Source organism: Lunatimonas lonarensis, assembly GCF_000390185.1.
GTDB lineage: Bacteria > Bacteroidota > Bacteroidia > Cytophagales > Cyclobacteriaceae > Lunatimonas > Lunatimonas lonarensis.
In genome coordinates, this window is sequence record NZ_AQHR01000085.1 from 230,927 (window position 1) to 249,551 (window position 18,625).

Genomic DNA, 18,625 nt, shown 5'->3' on the forward strand with positions numbered 1-18,625 from the left:
GGGGAGTGGATTAACCCGCTTAAAGGATTTTAACGGGAACAAGGATAAAAAAACCAGCCCATAAGAAACGGTAAAAACTAGCAGAGAAACCAATACTTCCATAACAGGTTACTTATGAGGCAAATATAATCATGTGCTGTAAGAAGCCCAATTTCTTTTCGGTAAAATCAGTTTGAAATGACGTGAATCAGTGTTTGAGATTAAAAACATTGAAAAAGTCAAAACGTCTGTGACGGTTTTTAAACCTGTATTTCATTTTTGCGTACGTGAAGGCTGGAATGATTCGGAAGGATTGCACCGTCACTAGGAGCATAAGTACGATGGAAATCACAAATATCACATCAAAGCGATAACCTAGGTCGATAATAACGCCATATACAGCCGGACCGACCGCAGAGCTAAAAACCATCACAGAGGTAAAAACACTCCTCACTTTTCCGATTTGGGCTGCTCCGAACAGCTCTACCTGCAATGCGGAAATAATGGCATTTCCCATCCCGGCAGAAACCCCCATAAGAATCATGTAGGGAAAAATCACCCAGGGATTGTCCATCAGCCAGATAAAAAAGACGGCAACCAAAAACGGAAACAGATAGAAAGGAAAAAATTGTTTGGCCGTATACCTGTCTATCAACGGCCCTGCGAATAAAATAGCCACAGAACCTGAAATGGCGTAACAAGTGAGCCCCAACGCCATCCACTGTATCGTCCATCCTTTAAAGTCGGCTATGGAAAATTGATAAAAAAACAACCCAGTAATGATAAACGCCAACGCGAAGAGATTTGGAGCCAACAGCCAGAACGCCTTGGATCCCATGATTTGCCAGGTAGAAACCTCCTTCCTCGTGACGTGGGTGGTGCTATCATCTGGGTCAGCAATGACCAAGTTTCGCTCGTCCAACAAAAAATAAACCAGTAACGGAATCGTGATTAACACCAGTGCCGCACTGACCAATAGCGAGCCCCGCCAATCGGTAAAACCAAGCATCCAAACCACCGTAATCGGCAACAACGCCTGGCCAAGGGGATGTCCCAGAGATGCCAGACTAATCGCCTTACCCCTGCCCTTATGGAAGTATTTGGACATGCTTGTCATCGAAATATGACTGAACAACCCCTGCCCGGCAATACGTAGACCAAAGAATACAAACGGCAACAAGAAAACCTGACGAACCATACTCAGACCGATCATGGAAACCACAAAGACCACCGTTGAGCACATGGTATAGGTGGTTATTTTTACCTGATCTATGAGCTTTCCAACATGGGGAAGCAACAAGGCACTAGCTATAGTTGCCAACATATAGTAAGCGCTTATCTCCGCATTGGCCAGACCAAACTCCTCCATCAAAAAAGGAATGTAAATGGCCAACAGGTAGGTCTGACCATAACCCGATAGATAGGTCATCAACATCCCAAAAGACAAAAGCCTACCATTTGACCTTACAAAGTCTATGTATCCCATCTATCCGCTAATTATAGCCGTCCACCGCCGGGACGCGATGGAAAAAAGAATGCCCCAAAAGCTCCCAAAAACAAAAGTAACTATTTCCCCATTGACCTTTACCAATTTATTTGTCCTAAACCCATTAATTGATGGCATTCCCAAATACTTTTCGATTTTTTTTTAGTTACTTAGCTGAAACATCTATTTCTACACTATGACAACCGGATTTCAGCATCTTCATTCTTTCCTCGCGTATCTCGCGCTACTCGGCCTTACCATCAGTTTCTTTTACGGAATGGTCGGAGCCTTTAGCGGCAGGGAGTTTACCGAAAAAGACCGAAAATTCGCCCTGTTTGGCTTGATTCCCATCCACATTCAGTTACTCGTGGGGATCATTCTGTATTTTGTGAGCCCCTTGGGCCTTGCCAACCTAAGTGGTGCCGCCATGGCCGATTCCATGAGCCGCCTATACGCATTGGAGCATCCGCTGATCAATATCATTGCAGTGGGTGTCATTACGGTCGGATACAGCCGGGCAAAAAAACTGACCGACAGTAGAAACAGGTTTAGAAGCATCTACATGTTTTATGGAGTTGGACTGGTTTTGATACTAAGCCGTATTCCTTGGACTGCCTGGCTAAACTAAAGCCATATCCTTTTCCGATTGAAAAAGACCGAGGGAATCCGTCCTCGGTCTTTTTGGTTTATGGATATGAAAAACACCCGCTATTGGTAGCCTACCTCTACCCTCCTGTCCAATTCAAATCTCTTCTCAACAAACCACCCATGCAAGACAGCCATCTTCTTATCGACTTAGTGACAAAAAAGATGCCTTTTGGGAAATATAAAGACCGGCTGATATGTGACTTGCCCGAACACTACTTGGTCTGGTTTAGAAGCCAAGGCTTCCCTCCGGGAAAACTGGGCTTATGGTTGGAAACCATGTACGAAATCCGGCTTAACGGTCTCGAACACCTGATAGCTGAATTAAAACGACGGTACAAAACCACGTAAAACCAAGCGCGAACTGAACGGGAAACCAACCTATTTTAAAACCTCCGCTGGTCAAACATGGGAAAGTTATCCCTATCGGAAAGACCAAAGATGTCACAAATGGTAGGAGTTAGAAAATATAGTGGATAACAGGCAAGAAATCGGCAGTCGGAATTGCGAATCCAACTCAAACGCAATAATTTTGCATTTGAAACTATATTGCACAAAGTAAGCATTCCATTGAGTCGATTTCTAGCAACCCTTCTTGCTACCATCCTTCTTTTACCCCTCATTTCCGCCATGCTAGTTGCCCAGACCGTCAGGGGAACCATCACGGGAGAAGGAGGGGAACCACTGATGGCCCACATTCATATCCATGAGCTGGGAAAAAGTGCCTTGGCCGATCTCGAGGGGAATTTTTCGATTAGTGGGCTAAGATCCGGTACCTACCATCTTCATTTCACCCATATGGGTTATAAAGCCCAAACGCTCACCGTCCGCATACTGGAGGAAGATATCTCACTCGAGGTCACGATGCCGGAGTCAGCGTTCACCCTACAGGCACTTACGGTCGAAGCAAACCCCTTCAAAAACGGTCCGATTGAGCAATCCCAAACCATCGATGTAATCGACCGAAACTTCATCGAACGAAACAACACAGGCACTTTTGCAAACGCCTTGGAGAAGCTCCCAGGGATAAGTACGATCAATACCGGTGTAGGCATCAGCAAACCCGTGATCCGTGGCATGAGTTTTAACCGTATCATGATCAACGATCGGGGAATCAAACAGGAGGGCCAACAATGGGGAGCAGACCACGGGCTGGAGATTGATCCCTTCGATGTAGACCGGGTGGAAATCATTAAAGGGCCGGCGTCGTTGGTATACGGATCGGACGGCATGGCTGGCGTCATCAATATTGCCCCGGGCGCCACGCCTGACCCCGGTACCCTCAATGGCCACCTGATCAGTACCTACCGTTCAAACAACCATATGTTCGGCCATAGCGGCATGCTGGAGGGGAACCATAACGACTTTATATTCAAGGCCAGATTCACGGCACAGGATTATGAGAACTACCGGGTACCGGCCAGTCAGTTTACCTATGCCGGATTTGTTTTGCCCATTTTTGAAAACAGGCTAAAAAACACCGCTGGAAGCGAACGCCATTTTTCTTTTTCAGGAGGCGTACGTAAAGACTGGGGAAAATCAACGATCACCATTAGTCGTTTTAGCCAGGATGCAGGCATTTTTACAGGCGCGGTAGGCATACCGAATTCCTACAGCCTAAGACATGATAATGGACACGGAATTGTGGACTTTCCGAGACAGGACAATACGCATCTCAAAGTAATAAGCAACACGACCGTTCAGCATAAAAATAATTGGCTTGAAATAGATCTAGCCTATCAGGCAAACCGGAGAAGGGAAGAATCTCTTCCGCATGCCCATGGTATTGGACCCACTCCGGAGGGAAACCTTGCCTTGGGCCTGTTTTTGGATGTAATTACAGGAAACGTACGGTACAATACCCGAATCAATGGCAAGCACCAAACCATTGTTGGTTTTCAATCCCAACACATGCAAAACCGACATGCCGGATTTGAATTTTTGCTGCCAAACTTCCAAAGTACACAAGCGGGCACCTATTACTTCCACGAATACCGCTGGAAAAAGAACCTGATCGTCAACGCAGGCGTACGGGTAGATGCGGCTGTCCATCGAATTAGGGAACACCGTCAGCCAATTTATGAACGCCTGCGCCCCACAGGAGAGTATGAGCAAAGAAACCCGGAAATAAACCGCACATTCTTCAACGTGAGTGGATCCAGTGGTCTTTCTTGGGTTCTTGGTGATGACCACAACCTTAAGCTGAACCTAGGCAGCAGCTTTCGTATGCCCACTCCCATTGAACTTGCTACAAATGGAGTCCATCATGGCAACTTCCGCCACGAAGTTGGAAATCCGGCACTCAATCCTGAAAGAAGCTATCAGGCAGACCTGAATTACACCTACTCTACCAAACGGTTTTTATTCGGTATCAGTCCATTTTGGGGCTACTATGATGGCTACATATACCTGTCCCCTTCTGGGCGGTTCTCCACCATTCCAGGTGCGAGCACAGTCTGGAATTACCGCCAAAACAACGCCGTTTTTACCGGCGGCGAGGTAAAAACCGAATGGGTGCTCTTTAGCGGTTTTTCGCTCTCTGTGGCGGGCGAATACGTGTACAATTTCAACTTGGACACCCGATTGCCATTACCCCTTACGCCACCTCTGAGTGTTTTGACCGGTTTTCATTATACCCTGCCCCTTACAAGCCAAGCATTCAGGGATTTTTACACCTTTGTAGAGTACAGACATGCCGCCGATCAAAACAGAACCGACCGAAACGAAAGGTCAACAGCAGGATATGACCTGGTGGAAGCTGGATTTGGTTGGGAATCCCGGATTGGTCAGCAGTCTGTGTTGGTTCAGGTAAGTGGGCAGAACCTTACCAATTCCTTCTATTTCAATCACCTGAGCCGGTATAGACTTTTAAACTTACCCGAACAGGGAAGAAATATTTCGCTTAGCATCAAGATCCCGTTTCGGCTAAGGTAAACAAATTGGTAAAAAAAGGTTTGCAGATACGATCGTTAGGGTTTATTATTGCAACTATCTTGCAAATGCAACATTGTGTAACTTAAATATTTACTACCATGAACCACGTAATGCGCTATTTGATGTTAGGATTGGCAATCGGTTTTTTTTCCTGTGAGACCGATGACGATCAGTTAAGGGATATGGAAGCACCGGTAATCGGGGCAGCCGATGGACGGGATGCGATCAGGCCCGGGCACGGGGAAATTCGTGCTGCCACTACCGACCACATGCATGTGCGTTTTTCGGTTGAGGATCCATCCGGTATTGCCCAGGTTCGAGTCGATATTCACAATGGTTTTGACGGGCATACACATGGAAGAATACAGACTGATTTCGAGCTATTGAACGTAAACGACATCTATTCCCCGGACGCGAGCAATCCATCGTTCCGGTTTCCACAAGGTGCTACGCGACTAAATGTCGATGGAACGGGAACAGATATTTATTGGGGTGGAAACAATAGTAGGGTTAGCGGTAACGTGTTGGCAGGACCTTACCATTTTACAATCCAAGCCATTGATATACATGGTAATCAAACAAGCTATGGAGATGGGTCGAACTACCTCGCAACGTTTTATATTAGAACTCCTTATGCACCAGAGGTATCCGTGACAAACCTGCACGACGGAGAAATAGAGGGCGAGGCTGGAGAAGCCTTGGAAGTGGAGGGCTTTATTAGGAAAACTTCCCACACCCTAAGCACGGATCTCAAATTCGTTTGGATCAGGTTAATGGAAGAAGAAGATGAGCATGATCACGAGCATCATGCCCATGCGCGTAGGTTATCGGGTGAATTTTACGAACGTATGTGGGGATCTTCTACTTGGAGACAGGGTTTAAATGGGCCTGAATTGCCAAGCAACACTGAAATAAACCTTGCTGAGCTACTTAGCGGACAAAATGAAATAATTGTCCCCGCGGGAGAAGATCATTTGGATCTGGTCATTTGGGTAGAAGATGTGGCCGGCAACGTATCCCGTTATGTGTATGAAGTACATGTGGATTAATTGAAAAATAAAAAAAACGTGAGGTGGTCTCTGATTTCCCAATCAATGAGATCACCTTTTTTATTTTATTTTACCAACGCCGGAAAAAACTTGGTATGTGGAAATCTCGGTATAAAAGTTGGCTTAGCGTTCCGATCCACCTTCTCCTCATAAACCGCAATAGGCAAGGAATCTACCAACGACTCTAAACTTTTATAAAAATCAACTGGCATCCTTTTAGATGAATCTTCTACCTCCTGTTGATGCACCAGCAAAAGAAACGCGACCAATAATCCATATTTTAGAAAACAACCCATTCTAATGAAGTTTAACACTGTATCAACTTCTATTAAACAAAAAAAGTTGGCCTTTTAGGTACATTTTTTCTCTAATTAATTTCTTTTTTTTAGATGACGTTAATCGTATTCGATGGCTAAAACTAGTTGGGGAAGTTCAATGTACAAACAGCTACTTTATTCCTGTCAAACAATTCAGGTGAATTGGGGTTTTTCCCTACATTTCCACTCGCCAAAATAATTGCATAATCCGGGCCATCCTCTGCAAGGTGAATCTTTATATGACCGTCGAACCCCGTAAAATCCTCAAACTGAAGGGTAGATCCATCGGAGAGGGTCCCCAGCACCGTTGTACTCCGCAGTGTGCGGATATCGATCGGGTTCAGCACCGTGGCAATTACCGCATCTGCCTCCTCGTAGCTTCCAAAATGTAGGTGGGTAGGGAAAAAGTATTGCTCTCTACTTGTTGCCCCTTTTAAGTTTAACTCTACCTCCAATTCACCACTTTGTAGTTCCCGCACCGAAGCAGTGCCTTCATAGGGAAAATCGCTGGATTGGAAAAGGCTGTAGGTTACACTTCTGGCAGTATATTTTTCCTCCTCCACCTGACAGGACACAAGGAATAAAACAACGAACACAATCGACAAACTAGCTCTCATATCGTTATAATTTTATAATCTGGTAAACGAATTTATATCCCAGTTGTTATCCCAGTAACATTTATCGGCAGTATAAAATCCCAAATCTGACGAAAATCATCAAATTAGCACCTGAATTGCACAAAGAAAACCATGAAGGAATTTGCTTCACTTTTTTCAATGTTGGATCAAACCAACAAAACCAAAGATAAGCTGGAATATTTAAAAAACTATTTTTTGAGCAGTTCTGATTCCGATAAACTTTGGGCGCTGGCACTTTTTTGTCAACGACGCCCCAAACGTACGGTGACTACCTCCCAACTCCGGCAATGGTGCCAAGAAGAAGGGAAGATACCTACCTGGCTTTTTGACGAGTGTTACCATACCGTCGGAGATTTGGCAGAAACCATCAGTTTGTTGCTACCAGCATCAGACAGCCATTCCGAACTTTCTCTAAACCAGTGGATTTCTTGGCTAAAAGGTTTGGCCTTCGAATCGGAGGAATCCAAGAAAAATGCTGTAAAGAACGCGTGGAGGCAGCTGGGCCGGGAGGAGCAATTCGTTTTCAATAAGCTTATAACGGGTGGTTTTCGTGTAGGGGTAAGCCAAAACTTGGTAACGCAGGCACTTGCCGCTGCATTTAATATGGAAAAATCCGAGGTTGCGCACCGGATCATGGGAAACTGGGAGCCCGATCGAATCACCTTCGAAGAGCTGATCTTGGCAAACAACCTAAAGGACGATCTTTCCCGCCCGTACCCATTTTGCCTTGCGCATCCTATTGAATCGACTATAGCCGGCCTAGGCGAAATTGGACATTGGCAATGCGAGTGGAAATGGGATGGCATACGCGGGCAACTAATTCACCGAAAAGGACAGGTTTTTATATGGTCCCGTGGAGAGGAGATCCTTACGGAAAAATTTCCCGAGCTTTTGGAAGTAGGTTACTCCCTCCCAGATGGAACGGTACTGGATGGTGAAATCTTAGCCTTTGACGACTCGGGGGTAATGCCATTTGGAAAGCTGCAAACCCGTATCGGGCGAAAGAACGTAACAAAAAAAATCCTCGGAGAAACTCCCGTGATTTTTATGGCATACGATATGCTGGAATCGCAGGGAAGGGATCAACGGCTCGTGCCGCTAAGAAATCGCAGAGAGTTCTTGGAAACGCTGGTGGAAAAAACCGGGCACCCTGGTTTATTTATTTCAAAACTTGTCCAAGCCAGCTCCTGGGAGGAATTGTCAGTTCTACGGGAAAGTTCCCGTGATAAAAAGGCCGAAGGTTTTATGCTTAAACACAGGGATTCAACCTATGAGACAGGCAGGAAGCGTGGACACTGGTGGAAATGGAAAATTGATCCTTTAACCATCGACGGTGTGCTCCTTTACGCGCAAAAAGGACATGGGAGAAGAGCTGATTTGTATTCCGACTACACGCTGGCAGTATGGGATGGGGAGCTACTGGTTCCTTTTGCAAAAGCATACTCCGGCCTCACTGATTCCGAAATGGTCAAAGTAGACCGTTTTGTGAAACAACACACCAAAGAGCGCTTTGGCCCTGTTAGAACTGTTACGCCCGAGTTGGTTTTTGAGATTGCCTTTGAGGGGATACAGGAAAGCATGAGACATAAATCAGGTATAGCACTTCGGTTTCCACGAATTCTCCGGTGGCGTATCGATAAGCAACCAAAGGACGCCAATACCCTGGACGATCTACGCCAACTCTTGGAAACCTATGGAAAATAATTCCCTTCAACCGGCGACAGATTGGTTCCACAAAAAAGGGTGGACGCCATTTCCGTTTCAGGTACAGGTATGGAACGACTTTTTGGCGGGCAAATGCGGCTTACTGAATGCGCCTACAGGCAGTGGAAAAACCTACGCACTATGGATTCCTGCTCTCCTGGAGTATATGCAACAAAACCCCTACGAGTGGTCGACCCCCCGAAAGACTGGTATACAGGTGATTTGGGTGACGCCTCTGAGGGCATTGGCCCAAGACCTTCAGCGTGCCATGCAGCTATGCGCCGATGAACTAGGAGTTGCTTGGCGGGTCGAAGTCCGAAATGGGGACACGACCACAAAAACACGTACCAACCAAAAAACCAACCCTCCCCAGTGTTTGGTCACTACACCTGAGACGCTCCATATCCTACTATCCCAAAAAGATCACGGAAAATGGTTTGAAGACCTACAGGCGGTAGTTGTAGACGAATGGCACGAACTAGTTGGAAACAAACGGGGGGTTCAGGTTCAATTGGCACTGGCTTACATCCGGCAGTTTTGCAGTCCATCGCTTCGGCTCTGGGGCATATCGGCTACTATCGGCAACCTGGAAGAATCCTGCCAGATCCTACTTGGGGATAAGCTCCCTGCCTATGTGGTCAAAGCGCGCGTAGAGAAAAAACTGGAACTGAGAACAATCTATCCCGATGAGCTTGAAAAATACCCTTGGTCGGGGCATTTGGGGGTTCGTTTGATCCATAAGTTAATGCCGATCATTGAAGCCCATCGTTCTATCTTATTGTTTACCAACACCCGCGCCCAGTCCGAACTTTGGTACCAACAACTGATCAACCTTAGACCCGATTGGGCGGGCTGGATGGCAATCCATCATGGATCCTTAGACCAATCAGTACGAAGCTGGGTAGAAGAATCCCTACATCAGGGAAAACTCAAACTGGTAGTATGCACCTCATCACTGGATCTTGGCGTGGACTTTAGGCCGGTTGACGCTGTGGTTCAGGTGGGAAGTCCCAAAGGTGTTGCAAGATTTGTGCAGCGGGCTGGCAGATCAGGGCACCAGCCTGGCGTACCCAGTTTCATTTATTTTTTACCCACCAATTCCCTTGAGCTGATAGAAGCTTCGGCCCTACGGGCAGCGATAGAAAGCGGGGAAATGGAGTTTATCCACGCCCCACAGCTAACCATCGACGTGTTGATCCAGTTTTTGGTCACCCTCTCCCTGGGCGATGGGTTCCTTCCCGAGCAACTGTTTGATTTGGTGCGCAGTACCTATACCTTCCGGGGTTTGAGTCGGGATGCTTTTGAATGGATACTCACCTTTATAACACGTGGAGGAGAATCCCTCGGCGAATACGAAGAATTTGCCAAGGTGGAAATCAATGAAGCAGGACGCTACTTGGTGCGGAATAAAAAAACCGCTATGCGGCACCGGCTTTCGATGGGTACCATCGTTAGCGATCCCATGTATAAAATACGCTTCAAAAACGGCACTTATTTGGGAATGGTGGAGGAATATTTCATCTCCAAACTAAAGCCAGGAGATCGCTTTTTCTTTGCAGGACGAAACTTGGAATTCCTGCGTATACGGGATCTGAGTGCGATCGTGCAGTTGTCAAAAAAGAAAAGCAACCATGTCCCTTCCTACATGGGAGGTAGGATCTCCCTAACGTCCAAGTTGGCATCCAAAATGCGGGAAATACTGGAGAACGCTGCCCACGGCAACTACTATTCAGATGAAATAGCCTACTTAAAGCCACTACTTGAGCTACAACAGCGCCTGTCTTTAATTCCTGATGCAAATACACTACTGATCGAACAATACCATACCGATGAAGGGCACCATGTGTTCTTTTTCCCATTTGAAGGACGAATGGTACATGAGGTGTTGGTCGCGTTGATAGCGTATCGGATTTCGGTGAGTTATCCGCTAACCTTTAGTATGGCTATGAATGATTATGGGTTTGAACTGCTTTCGGACAGTACCATACCCATCGAGGAGGTTCTGGAAGAAAACCTGTTCAGCGAGGAAAACCTAGAATCTGACCTTACCGACTCGATCAATGAAAGTGAAATGGCCAAATTGAAATTTAGAGACATTGCCACGATTTCGGGATTGATTTTTCAGGGATATCCGGGAAAACCGGTTGCCTTTAAGCACTTAAAAGCCAATTCCGGACTAATCTACAGCGTTTTTGAGGAATACGAACCTGACAACTTACTCCTGGAACAAGCCCACAGAGAAGTAATGGACATGCAGATGGAAAAGGACAAAATCCTACACGCGATTCGGAAGATCAACGGTCAACGATTCATACTTAAAAGACCCGTGAAATGGACACCTTTTGCATTTCCCATTATGGTAGATCGGCTGAGGTCAAGCCTTAGCTCGGAATCCATTGAGGAACGCGTCCGAAAGATGCAGGCACGGTTGGAAGAATGACCATTGTACCTAAACCATTGGGATTGCCATGGAAAAATCCTTACATTGACCGCTCGAATAACCAAAGAACAAAAAAATGAAGAGACTTCTTCTTTTAGTGTGTATAGTTAGCCAAGCCTGCTTGGCCCAAACTCCACCCAATGGTCCGGAAGTAACCAATCTAACTTGGGACAAATTCACCGTGGAAACCGTCGTAGACAACCTTAAAGTGCCCTGGGGGCTTACCTTCTTGCCAGATGGAAGCATGCTCGTCACCGAGCGCAGCGGCGAAATGATTCATGTGAAAGACGGTAAAAGAACCGAACTCAAGGGAGTACCTGCTGTAAAAGCCGCCGGACAGGGCGGCTTGTTGGATGTCGTTGCACATCCTGATTTTGCACAGAACGGGTGGATCTATTTCTCCTACTCATCGGAAGAGGGATCTGGCGACGGTGCCCATACGGCGATCAGCAGGGCTAAGTTAAGTGGCGATCAGTTGACAGACCTACAGGTGCTTTACAAAGGGAGTCCAAACAGTAATGCAGGCCACCATTATGGTTCCCGAATCGTTTTTGACGGAAAAGGTCACATCTTTTTTTCCATTGGGGACCGAGGAGACCACCCCAATAATCCCCAGGACATCAAACGCGATGGCGGCAAAATTTACCGCCTACATGAGGACGGGCGGGTACCAGCTGACAATCCCTTCGTAGGCACCTCCGGTGCAAAAACGGCCGTCTATTCCTATGGTCACCGAAATCCACAGGGGATGATCGTACATCCTGAAACCGGTGATGTATGGGTACACGAGCATGGTCCACGTGGTGGCGATGAAATCAACGTGATCAAGAAGGGAGCAAACTACGGCTGGCCTGTAATTTCCTACGGTATCAACTACAATGGTACCATATTGACGGAAAAAACCCATGAACCGGGTATGGAGCAGCCGCTATATTATTGGGTACCCTCCATCGCACCAAGTGGATTTGCTGTGGTAACAAGCAACCACTACCCCGAATGGAAAGGAGATCTCTTGGTAGGTTCGCTCAGCTTTGCCTACCTCGAAAAACTAACCCTAAGCGGAAATAAAGTGGTGAAGAGAGAACGAGTCATCGATGGTTTGGGCCGGGTAAGGGACGTGGTAATCGGACCCGATGGGTATATTTATGCAGGTATCGAAGGCAAGGGAATCGTGAAAGTGGTTCCTACCAAATAGTCCCGTTTCTTTCACTTAGCATCTACCCATGAAGCGAATCATGCTGCTGCTCTTGTTGGTGACTATCCTCAGCACATCCCTCGTTGAGGCCCAACAAGAGCCTCCTCTTATTCCCCTTCCCGCAGATTTCTCACTAAACGTTGGCAACTTCCTACTCGACCGAGAGGTTGCCATTCGTTTTCCGAACGAACTGGCATCAGAGGCTGCCTACTTCCGTCAGGAACTGTTCAGAAAAACGGGCATACCCGTGATTACCCGGTCTGGAACCGATTCACGTATCGAATTGGGGCTGGATCCTGAGTTGACGGATGCGTACCGACTGTCGATCACTCCTGGCCTGATCCAGGTTATTGGGGCTGATCCCGATCAGGTACACCATGGCCTGGTTTCCCTTATTCAGTTAGCCGAAAGTTACATGAGCGATAAGCAGGTGGCAGTCATCCCTTCCTGGCAGATCGAAGACCGTGCCGGCTACGGTTGGCGGGGATTGATGCTGGACGAATCCCGGTATTTTTTTGGTGTTGAAAAAGTTAAGCAGATTTTGGACTACATGTCCTATTACAAGCTAAACCGCCTTCATTGGCACCTAACAGATAGTCCAGGATGGAGAATTGAGATAAAAAAGTACCCCAAATTGGCGCTGGTTGGAGGTATTGGAGATCACCACGACCCAAATAAGCCCAGCGCATTTTACACTCAGGAAGAGATAAAAGAGATCGTTCGCTACGCCGCAGAACGAAAAATCACCGTGATTCCGGAAATTGACATGCCAGGGCACGCTACGGCCGCCAATAGAGCTTATCCGGAGTTTAGCGGAGGCGGATCAGCAGCCTACCCGGAATTCACCTTTCATCCTGGAAAAGAAGCCACCTATGCCTACCTGACAGAGGTACTACAGGAGGTAAATACGCTTTTTCCGTCCGCAATGATCCACTTGGGTGGTGATGAAGTCAGCTTTGGAAATGAAAAATGGGCAAGCGACCCAGATGTTAAACGCTTAATGCAACAAGAAGGGCTAAAGGACTTAAAAGCTGTGGAAGATTACTTTATCCAACGAATGGCAGATTCCGTCATTCACATGGGAAGCAAGGTGTTGGCTTGGGACGAAATGGCTGACGCTACCCTTTCCAAATATGAAAGTATCATTTTCTGGTGGCGACACGACAGACCCGAGCAACTTGAACTGGCACTCAAAAACGGGTATGCCACGGTGGTCTGTCCCCGAATCCCCTACTACTTTGATTTCGTGCAGGAGGATTTCCATCAATTTGGCCGAAAATGGGCAGGTGTCACTGCACCGCTGCAAGCTGCCTACGAGTTTTCGTTGGATGATCTACCCATTTCCTCGGATTTCGACAAGGATCTTATTCTCGGACTGCAGGCAAACTTATGGACGGAAACCGTACACAACAGTCAGCGGATCGACTTCCTGCTGTTTCCGCGGATCGCTGCACTGGCAGAGGCCGCATGGACACCGGCAGGGGCGAAAAAGTATGCGGATTTCATGCTTAGGTTAGACGGTCATTTACCTCGTTATGAGCGGGATGGCATCTATTTTTACCATCCAAGGCAGCCTGAATACCATCCTGAGCCGGTGTATAGGCCATGACATTTCCCTATTTGATCACCTGAAAAGCAGACGCCTGCCTATTGAACGGCAAGGCGTCTTCATTGCGTAGGTTGAAACGCTCGTTGATCTGGCGTATTAGATGATCCACTCCAAACTCGGATCCGGGAATGAAGCCTGGGACCGTAATCACCTGGGCCAATACCCCACCAAACCCCCGGTGCATGACCCCTCTCGGCAAATAAACCAGATCACCTACATCCAAGGAATACGATTTGAACAGATCTTTGGTCTGCTCTAGGGTTATTTTATCGGGCCGGGAAAGTAAATGTACCTTTTCCGAAGTAATCAATTTGGCTCCTGGTAGCACCATTTGCACCAAGTAAAACTCATCGAAACCTATGTCCACCGGGTGGTAATGGCTAAATGAATCCATAATTCGCACACGATGCGCATTGATCGCATGGTAAACATACTCTCCTACTTCCTTTTTCCATGTGAGCAGGATTCTACGGTAGGCGTTGGTTTCCGTGGCACATCCACCTGGTTCGTCCGTAATGTTGGGATCCCAGTCAGGCCGTATAAAGGCAGGAATATAATCTGCCGGCTTTTCCGGAATGGTAAAAACCAACATGCTCAACAGGCTATCTGCTTTCATGGTTTCACCGTTTTGAAGCATGATGATATCACCGACAGATACCTTACTGGAGCGTTCCCCGCCTTGTGCGTCGAAGATCGTGGCAGTACCTCCTCCCTCCTGCAAAAACACCACCTGCGTGCGGTCCTTTGACTCCAGTGACATGAACCTATCCACATAATGTAGGTCATATCCCGGATTTCGCTTTCTAAATTCCGTTTGTATTTCAGCTAGGCCTTCGTGATTGGCCTGTGAAAGTTTTGCTATTTTTATCTGTTCCTCTTGGGCAAAAACCGGGTTTACGTGGTTTAGAAACACGTAAACACCAAATACCAAGAGCACTTTCAATCGCTTTTCCACTTTGTTATGTACGTTTTACCTACTGATTGGTTAACCTTATGACAGTCATCCAGCAGGCATCATTTTCCCTTTTCTACCTTTTGAATAACTGAAAAAATGCTTAATTTTCCAAGTGTAGCCTTACGATCTGTTTGATTAAGCTGATAGTTGGGCTCCTTTTATATTCTATAACAGCTTAATAAAGTAAAATGCCGTACCCACTACGTGCGCCTCAGCCTGCGAGGCGTTTGAGGGATAATTACCTGCGTTTCATGGAGCAGCCCGAAATCCGTGACTTTACCGACCGGGGAGGCGTCGTCTGCCTTGCCTGCAATGGCAGACCTGTCGAAGATTTATGTGCACTGGCTGAACTTGGCCACACCACTTTTGGCGAAAAGTATGTACAAGAGGGCCTACCAAAATTGAAGCAGCTTCAAGCCCTCTTTCCGAACGTACGCAGGCAATATTTCGGAAAGCTACAAACCAATAAGATCAAACAGGTTATCCAGCACTTCGACCACGTAGAATCGGTTGCCTCGGAACGGGAAATAGACCATATAAAAAAGCATCTCACTTCCTACCCCGAAGAAACGGAAAGAACCTTTTTCCTGGAAGTCAATATTGGGCAGGAACCACAAAAAAATGGTGTCCTACCTGCAAATGCCAGACATTTGCTCGACTATGCAACCGAAAAAGGACTGCCCATAGACGGACTGATGGGCATTCCGCCCAAAGTGCTGAATCCAAAACCCTTCTTTGGCTCGTTGAGGAAACTGGCAGATCAATTGCACCTGCCGGGCTGTCAGATGGGGTTCTCTAGAGACTATAAGGAAGCGATTGCGTTGGGATCTACCCATATTCGGATCGGAACACTGGTATTTGAAGGAACCTGTGCATGATCCTAGCTAAAAACCAAATCTACCAGTACATACGAAAGACCTACCGGGCTGTCTTACCGATCATCCCAGGAGTTCTTTTGGAGCCCATGGTGCTGATAACCGCCAAAAAGTGGAGTCAATTTGTAAGCATGTTTATGCTTGAAGTACTATTTTTTTCGGGTAAACAGAAAGATGCCGAGCGATTGGTTGAACAGTGGGTCTGTAAGTATCTGGCTAAAAGAACCCACCCGTTTTATCAATTGCCTATTGGTGAGCGCACAACGGTGTCGCCAACGCAGAGATCCGTATCGTTTGCATCAGTACTTCGCCGATTCTACGAAGCCGTTGCCCCGCTTAAAGCCCAGCCCTTTTTGGCATTTGGGACCCTTTTGGGCTACGTAAGGGAAAAGGATTTCATCCAATGGGATAAGGACATCGATATCGGATTTTTTAAGGAAACAGTGGATCTAGCGAAATTGAAGCGTGTCCTAAGACGGGCCGGTTTTCGAATCGTGGAAGACAGTAGCGATGGTCCTCCCTATAAACTCAAATGCCAATTCGGCAACTCCCCCTTGGTAGAAGTGGTGCTATTTGGGATGGAAAACGGACACCGCATCACCTATGGAGCTGTCATGGGGCAATTTATAAAACGCTACCGAAAGCCGTTCAGGTTAAAAGCGGTTCCGTTTCTGGAGACCACTGTGTATGTTCCGGATCCTCCGGAAGAATTTCTTACCGAGAACTACGGAAATTGGCAGCATCCACAGCCCATTTACAGCCACATCTTCCATGCTAGCTTGACGGACTACAGCCTACCGATGATCCGGTTTTTTGCGAAGCGGTCCTTTTGCAGTATGCTGCTGGAAGGCAATGCGCTCAAAATCGAACATTACCTTGATTTATTCCAACAACGCTATCCCAAAGATCCTTTTTGGTTCCAATTGCGGGAACGTATCAGCCCCCTATTGCCATGATTACCGTATACGCAAAAATAGTTGGTGACTTATTTCACCCAGGTCATGTAAATTTCCTGAAACGGGCGCGCGAGCTAGGTGACCGGCTGGTAGTACACGTGGTGTCAGATGAACGGGTAGCGAAAGTTAAACGGAAGCCCATTATGACCCAGCAGGAAAGGATGGCCGTATTGGGCGCTTGCCGATTTGTGGATGAGGTACGCTCAGATGGGCCAAGAGAGGTAAGTGATGCATTTTTGGATGATCAGGGGTTTGATCTTTTCGCCTACGGGTATTCGGACGAGCGTGAACGAAACACCAAAGCCTACGAATACCGAAACATCTCCTCCGAACGTATCCGTATTATACCCTACAGCTCGGAGATTTCCACCACCCAGCTGATTCAGCGGGTAAAAACTTTGCTTTCCACGGAATGATATGGGCGAAGGGACGCTCTCCTATAGATTCACTTCACGCCTTCCAAAAACAACCAACGCGAGAACATAGGCCAATAGAAAGACAATGACAAGGAGACTGAGGTAATCATCATACCTAAACCGGAACACCTCAAGCCAAACCAGCAGTTGGAGAATCAAAAACGACATCCCCACTACCCTAAGCGGCTTGGCTATTTTCACCTTACTTTCAAAACCTGTTATATCCAGTGGTTTTTGAGGTAGAGGCTCAGCGGTGTTTGATCGCACAAACCTAACCAGGGCATACCAAAATCCGGCACCCATGAACAATACGGCCAGGATAGGAACTAGCTTGTATTCCCCCGGGCTTACATACACGTAGATCAAAATGCCCACTACCCAGAGCGGGATAAGAAATGATGCATAATTTAGCCTCATAATCGTTTATAAAAAAACTCCCACCTTACTACAACCAGGGCACTGGATAACCCGCACTATTTACTAGCCCAACCTCATATAGTAGACCGCCACAAACACCAATGCCAGGTTAATCAATAGCCGAACCCCTGCCCAAACCTTGGCCCTTGTCGGATAGGCCTGAGCCTTGGAGCCCAAATCGTATATCAGCTTACCAATCAACAGGATGTTTACTGCCAACAACGCCAGCACACCATACCACAGAACAAAGGGCCACTCGAAAATCCGTATCAGTCCGGAAAATACGTACGCGGACATAGTCAGCACGCTGGTATTGCTTTGCAGTTCGCTTGGGTGGAAAAAGGAGGTGTTTTTAGTTTCCATAATAACATTTAGTAAAATCAACAACCATAATACCAACCCCAATCCAACCAAGTGCTCTTCTACCTATAAGCCGTAAAGCCTTGGTGGCCGAAGCCACAGATCCAAGCTGTTTAGTATTCAATATTATGTCATAGAAGCCCGCAGCACCCGTAGCGACACCTAAACAAGCGACTACTCGGGGATCAATAGAAACATCATTTGAAGATATACTTTCCATACCAAAAATAAAAGAAAGTTCTGCAAACTGTGATTCCTCCAAACGAGCTATTTGAACTCTTTCTTCTAAAGAAAGAGATTCATACATCTGAGTGCGAGTAACTGATTTCATAAGCTGGCTATGTAGTTCTCTTCCATTATGAACCAAAGGCTCAATGACAAGCTTAATTGATTGAGAATACTGATATGGATCGATCACTTGCCTCGCATATTCATTATTCAAATCCGTCAGCTTATGGAAAACCTCCATTATTGTGAGACTATCGATAATATACTCGGATAAATCCAATTTTTGTTCTTCTTCGACATCCATAGAGCTTTCATCAGAACTAATACAACCGGTAAAAGCAACAAATAGCGTAAGTGTTGCTAAGCTGAAAAACAATTTTTTTTTCATAACATAATTATTTTAGTTAATGGTTTAAATTTTG

At 46.6% G+C, this 18,625-nt stretch carries 17 protein-coding genes; 11 read left to right on the forward strand and 6 right to left on the reverse strand.

Annotation, left to right across the window (positions count from 1 at the left end):
• Positions 1–187: 187 nt before the first annotated feature.
• Complete coding sequence (locus tag ADIS_RS13705; RefSeq protein WP_010855158.1) at positions 188–1,465, reverse strand: MFS transporter; 1,278 nt, start codon at positions 1,463–1,465, stop codon at positions 188–190.
• A gap of 196 nt (positions 1,466–1,661) precedes the next feature.
• On the opposite strand from ADIS_RS13705, the gene ADIS_RS13710 reads away from it, so the two are divergent.
• The 4 genes from ADIS_RS13710 to ADIS_RS13725 all read left to right on the forward strand — a co-directional run bounded on the left by ADIS_RS13710 (position 1,662) and on the right by ADIS_RS13725 (position 6,093).
• On the forward strand, positions 1,662–2,093 hold the full coding sequence (locus ADIS_RS13710; RefSeq protein ID WP_035805988.1) for a hypothetical protein: 432 nt from the start codon (positions 1,662–1,664) through the stop codon (positions 2,091–2,093).
• Between the two features lie 140 nt (positions 2,094–2,233).
• Positions 2,234–2,461, forward strand: a complete 228-nt coding sequence (locus tag ADIS_RS13715; RefSeq protein ID WP_010855160.1) for a DUF3820 family protein — start codon at positions 2,234–2,236, stop codon at positions 2,459–2,461.
• A gap of 219 nt (positions 2,462–2,680) precedes the next feature.
• On the forward strand, positions 2,681–5,044 hold the full coding sequence (locus tag ADIS_RS13720) for a TonB-dependent receptor (RefSeq protein ID WP_238325436.1): 2,364 nt from the start codon (positions 2,681–2,683) through the stop codon (positions 5,042–5,044).
• Between the two features lie 98 nt (positions 5,045–5,142).
• The gene (locus ADIS_RS13725; protein WP_035805990.1) at positions 5,143–6,093 is read left to right on the forward strand and encodes a DUF4625 domain-containing protein; all 951 of its coding nucleotides are present in this window, start codon (positions 5,143–5,145) and stop codon (positions 6,091–6,093) included.
• A 418-nt stretch (positions 6,094–6,511) separates the two neighbouring features.
• Here ADIS_RS13725 and ADIS_RS13735 read toward each other — a convergent pair whose 3' ends face one another.
• The gene (locus ADIS_RS13735; RefSeq protein ID WP_035805995.1) at positions 6,512–7,027 is read right to left on the reverse strand and encodes a hypothetical protein; all 516 of its coding nucleotides are present in this window, start codon (positions 7,025–7,027) and stop codon (positions 6,512–6,514) included.
• A 132-nt stretch (positions 7,028–7,159) separates the two neighbouring features.
• Here ADIS_RS13735 and ADIS_RS13740 point away from each other — a divergent pair, with 132 nt between their 5' ends.
• The 4 genes from ADIS_RS13740 (at position 7,160) to ADIS_RS13755 (ending at position 13,996) form a co-directional block, all read left to right on the forward strand.
• Positions 7,160–8,752 (forward strand): ATP-dependent DNA ligase, encoded by a 1,593-nt coding sequence (locus tag ADIS_RS13740; RefSeq protein ID WP_010855165.1) that lies wholly within the window; start codon positions 7,160–7,162, stop codon positions 8,750–8,752.
• Positions 8,742–11,192, forward strand: a complete 2,451-nt coding sequence (locus ADIS_RS13745) for a ligase-associated DNA damage response DEXH box helicase (RefSeq protein ID WP_010855166.1) — start codon at positions 8,742–8,744, stop codon at positions 11,190–11,192. Before ADIS_RS13740 ends, ADIS_RS13745 begins: the two co-directional genes overlap by 11 nt.
• Before the next feature lie 76 nt (positions 11,193–11,268).
• The gene (locus ADIS_RS13750) at positions 11,269–12,387 is read left to right on the forward strand and encodes a PQQ-dependent sugar dehydrogenase (protein ID WP_035805997.1); all 1,119 of its coding nucleotides are present in this window, start codon (positions 11,269–11,271) and stop codon (positions 12,385–12,387) included.
• Between the two features lie 28 nt (positions 12,388–12,415).
• A complete protein-coding gene (locus ADIS_RS13755) occupies positions 12,416–13,996 on the forward strand; it encodes a beta-N-acetylhexosaminidase (protein ID WP_155907460.1) in 1,581 nt (526 codons plus the stop codon).
• A gap of 7 nt (positions 13,997–14,003) precedes the next feature.
• On the opposite strand, the gene ADIS_RS13760 is transcribed toward ADIS_RS13755, so the two are convergent.
• Positions 14,004–14,951, reverse strand: a complete 948-nt coding sequence (locus ADIS_RS13760; RefSeq protein WP_035805999.1) for a hypothetical protein — start codon at positions 14,949–14,951, stop codon at positions 14,004–14,006.
• Between the two features lie 188 nt (positions 14,952–15,139).
• Between ADIS_RS13760 and ADIS_RS13765 the strand changes: the two genes are divergently transcribed.
• The 3 genes from ADIS_RS13765 to ADIS_RS13775 are packed head-to-tail and all read left to right on the forward strand — an operon-like array spanning position 15,140 to position 17,198.
• On the forward strand, positions 15,140–15,829 hold the full coding sequence (locus ADIS_RS13765) for an alanine racemase (protein WP_081634943.1): 690 nt from the start codon (positions 15,140–15,142) through the stop codon (positions 15,827–15,829).
• The gene (locus tag ADIS_RS13770; RefSeq protein WP_010855171.1) at positions 15,826–16,782 is read left to right on the forward strand and encodes a LicD family protein; all 957 of its coding nucleotides are present in this window, start codon (positions 15,826–15,828) and stop codon (positions 16,780–16,782) included. Before ADIS_RS13765 ends, ADIS_RS13770 begins: the two co-directional genes overlap by 4 nt.
• Positions 16,779–17,198: an adenylyltransferase/cytidyltransferase family protein gene (locus tag ADIS_RS13775; protein WP_051113321.1), complete on the forward strand. Its 420-nt coding sequence runs from the start codon at positions 16,779–16,781 to the stop codon at positions 17,196–17,198. Before ADIS_RS13770 ends, ADIS_RS13775 begins: the two co-directional genes overlap by 4 nt.
• A 21-nt stretch (positions 17,199–17,219) precedes the next feature.
• Here the strand turns inward: ADIS_RS13775 and ADIS_RS13780 are convergent, their stop codons facing one another.
• The 3 genes from ADIS_RS13780 to ADIS_RS13790 all read right to left on the reverse strand — a co-directional run bounded on the left by ADIS_RS13780 (position 17,220) and on the right by ADIS_RS13790 (position 18,591).
• Complete coding sequence (locus tag ADIS_RS13780; RefSeq protein WP_010855173.1) at positions 17,220–17,615, reverse strand: hypothetical protein; 396 nt, start codon at positions 17,613–17,615, stop codon at positions 17,220–17,222.
• 63 nt (positions 17,616–17,678) lie between these two features.
• Positions 17,679–17,978, reverse strand: a complete 300-nt coding sequence (locus ADIS_RS13785; RefSeq protein WP_035806000.1) for a hypothetical protein — start codon at positions 17,976–17,978, stop codon at positions 17,679–17,681.
• Positions 17,968–18,591, reverse strand: coding sequence for a hypothetical protein (locus tag ADIS_RS13790; RefSeq protein ID WP_035806001.1), 624 nt, complete (start codon positions 18,589–18,591; stop codon positions 17,968–17,970). The genes ADIS_RS13785 and ADIS_RS13790 overlap by 11 nt, the downstream gene beginning before the upstream one ends.
• Between the last annotated feature and the right edge of the window lie 34 nt (positions 18,592–18,625).

Excerpts from the sequence above, each read along its gene's own strand:
- ADIS_RS13770 (WP_010855171.1), top strand. The coding sequence starts at position 15,826 with ATGATCCTAGCTAAAAACCAAATCTACCAGTACATACGAAAGACCTAC.
- ADIS_RS13705 (WP_010855158.1), bottom strand. The coding sequence starts at position 1,465 with ATGGGATACATAGACTTTGTAAGGTCAAATGGTAGGCTTTTGTCTTTT.
- ADIS_RS13745 (WP_010855166.1), top strand. The coding sequence starts at position 8,742 with ATGGAAAATAATTCCCTTCAACCGGCGACAGATTGGTTCCACAAAAAA.
- ADIS_RS13715 (WP_010855160.1), top strand. The coding sequence starts at position 2,234 with ATGCAAGACAGCCATCTTCTTATCGACTTAGTGACAAAAAAGATGCCT.
- ADIS_RS13735 (WP_035805995.1), bottom strand. The coding sequence starts at position 7,027 with ATGAGAGCTAGTTTGTCGATTGTGTTCGTTGTTTTATTCCTTGTGTCC.
- ADIS_RS13750 (WP_035805997.1), top strand. The coding sequence starts at position 11,269 with ATGAAGAGACTTCTTCTTTTAGTGTGTATAGTTAGCCAAGCCTGCTTG.
- ADIS_RS13710 (WP_035805988.1), top strand. The coding sequence starts at position 1,662 with ATGACAACCGGATTTCAGCATCTTCATTCTTTCCTCGCGTATCTCGCG.
- ADIS_RS13780 (WP_010855173.1), bottom strand. The coding sequence starts at position 17,615 with ATGAGGCTAAATTATGCATCATTTCTTATCCCGCTCTGGGTAGTGGGC.
- ADIS_RS13790 (WP_035806001.1), bottom strand. The coding sequence starts at position 18,591 with ATGAAAAAAAAATTGTTTTTCAGCTTAGCAACACTTACGCTATTTGTT.
- ADIS_RS13740 (WP_010855165.1), top strand. The coding sequence starts at position 7,160 with ATGAAGGAATTTGCTTCACTTTTTTCAATGTTGGATCAAACCAACAAA.
- ADIS_RS13775 (WP_051113321.1), top strand. The coding sequence starts at position 16,779 with ATGATTACCGTATACGCAAAAATAGTTGGTGACTTATTTCACCCAGGT.
- ADIS_RS13765 (WP_081634943.1), top strand. The coding sequence starts at position 15,140 with ATGCCGTACCCACTACGTGCGCCTCAGCCTGCGAGGCGTTTGAGGGAT.
- ADIS_RS13725 (WP_035805990.1), top strand. The coding sequence starts at position 5,143 with ATGAACCACGTAATGCGCTATTTGATGTTAGGATTGGCAATCGGTTTT.
- ADIS_RS13755 (WP_155907460.1), top strand. The coding sequence starts at position 12,416 with ATGAAGCGAATCATGCTGCTGCTCTTGTTGGTGACTATCCTCAGCACA.
- ADIS_RS13785 (WP_035806000.1), bottom strand. The coding sequence starts at position 17,978 with ATGGAAACTAAAAACACCTCCTTTTTCCACCCAAGCGAACTGCAAAGC.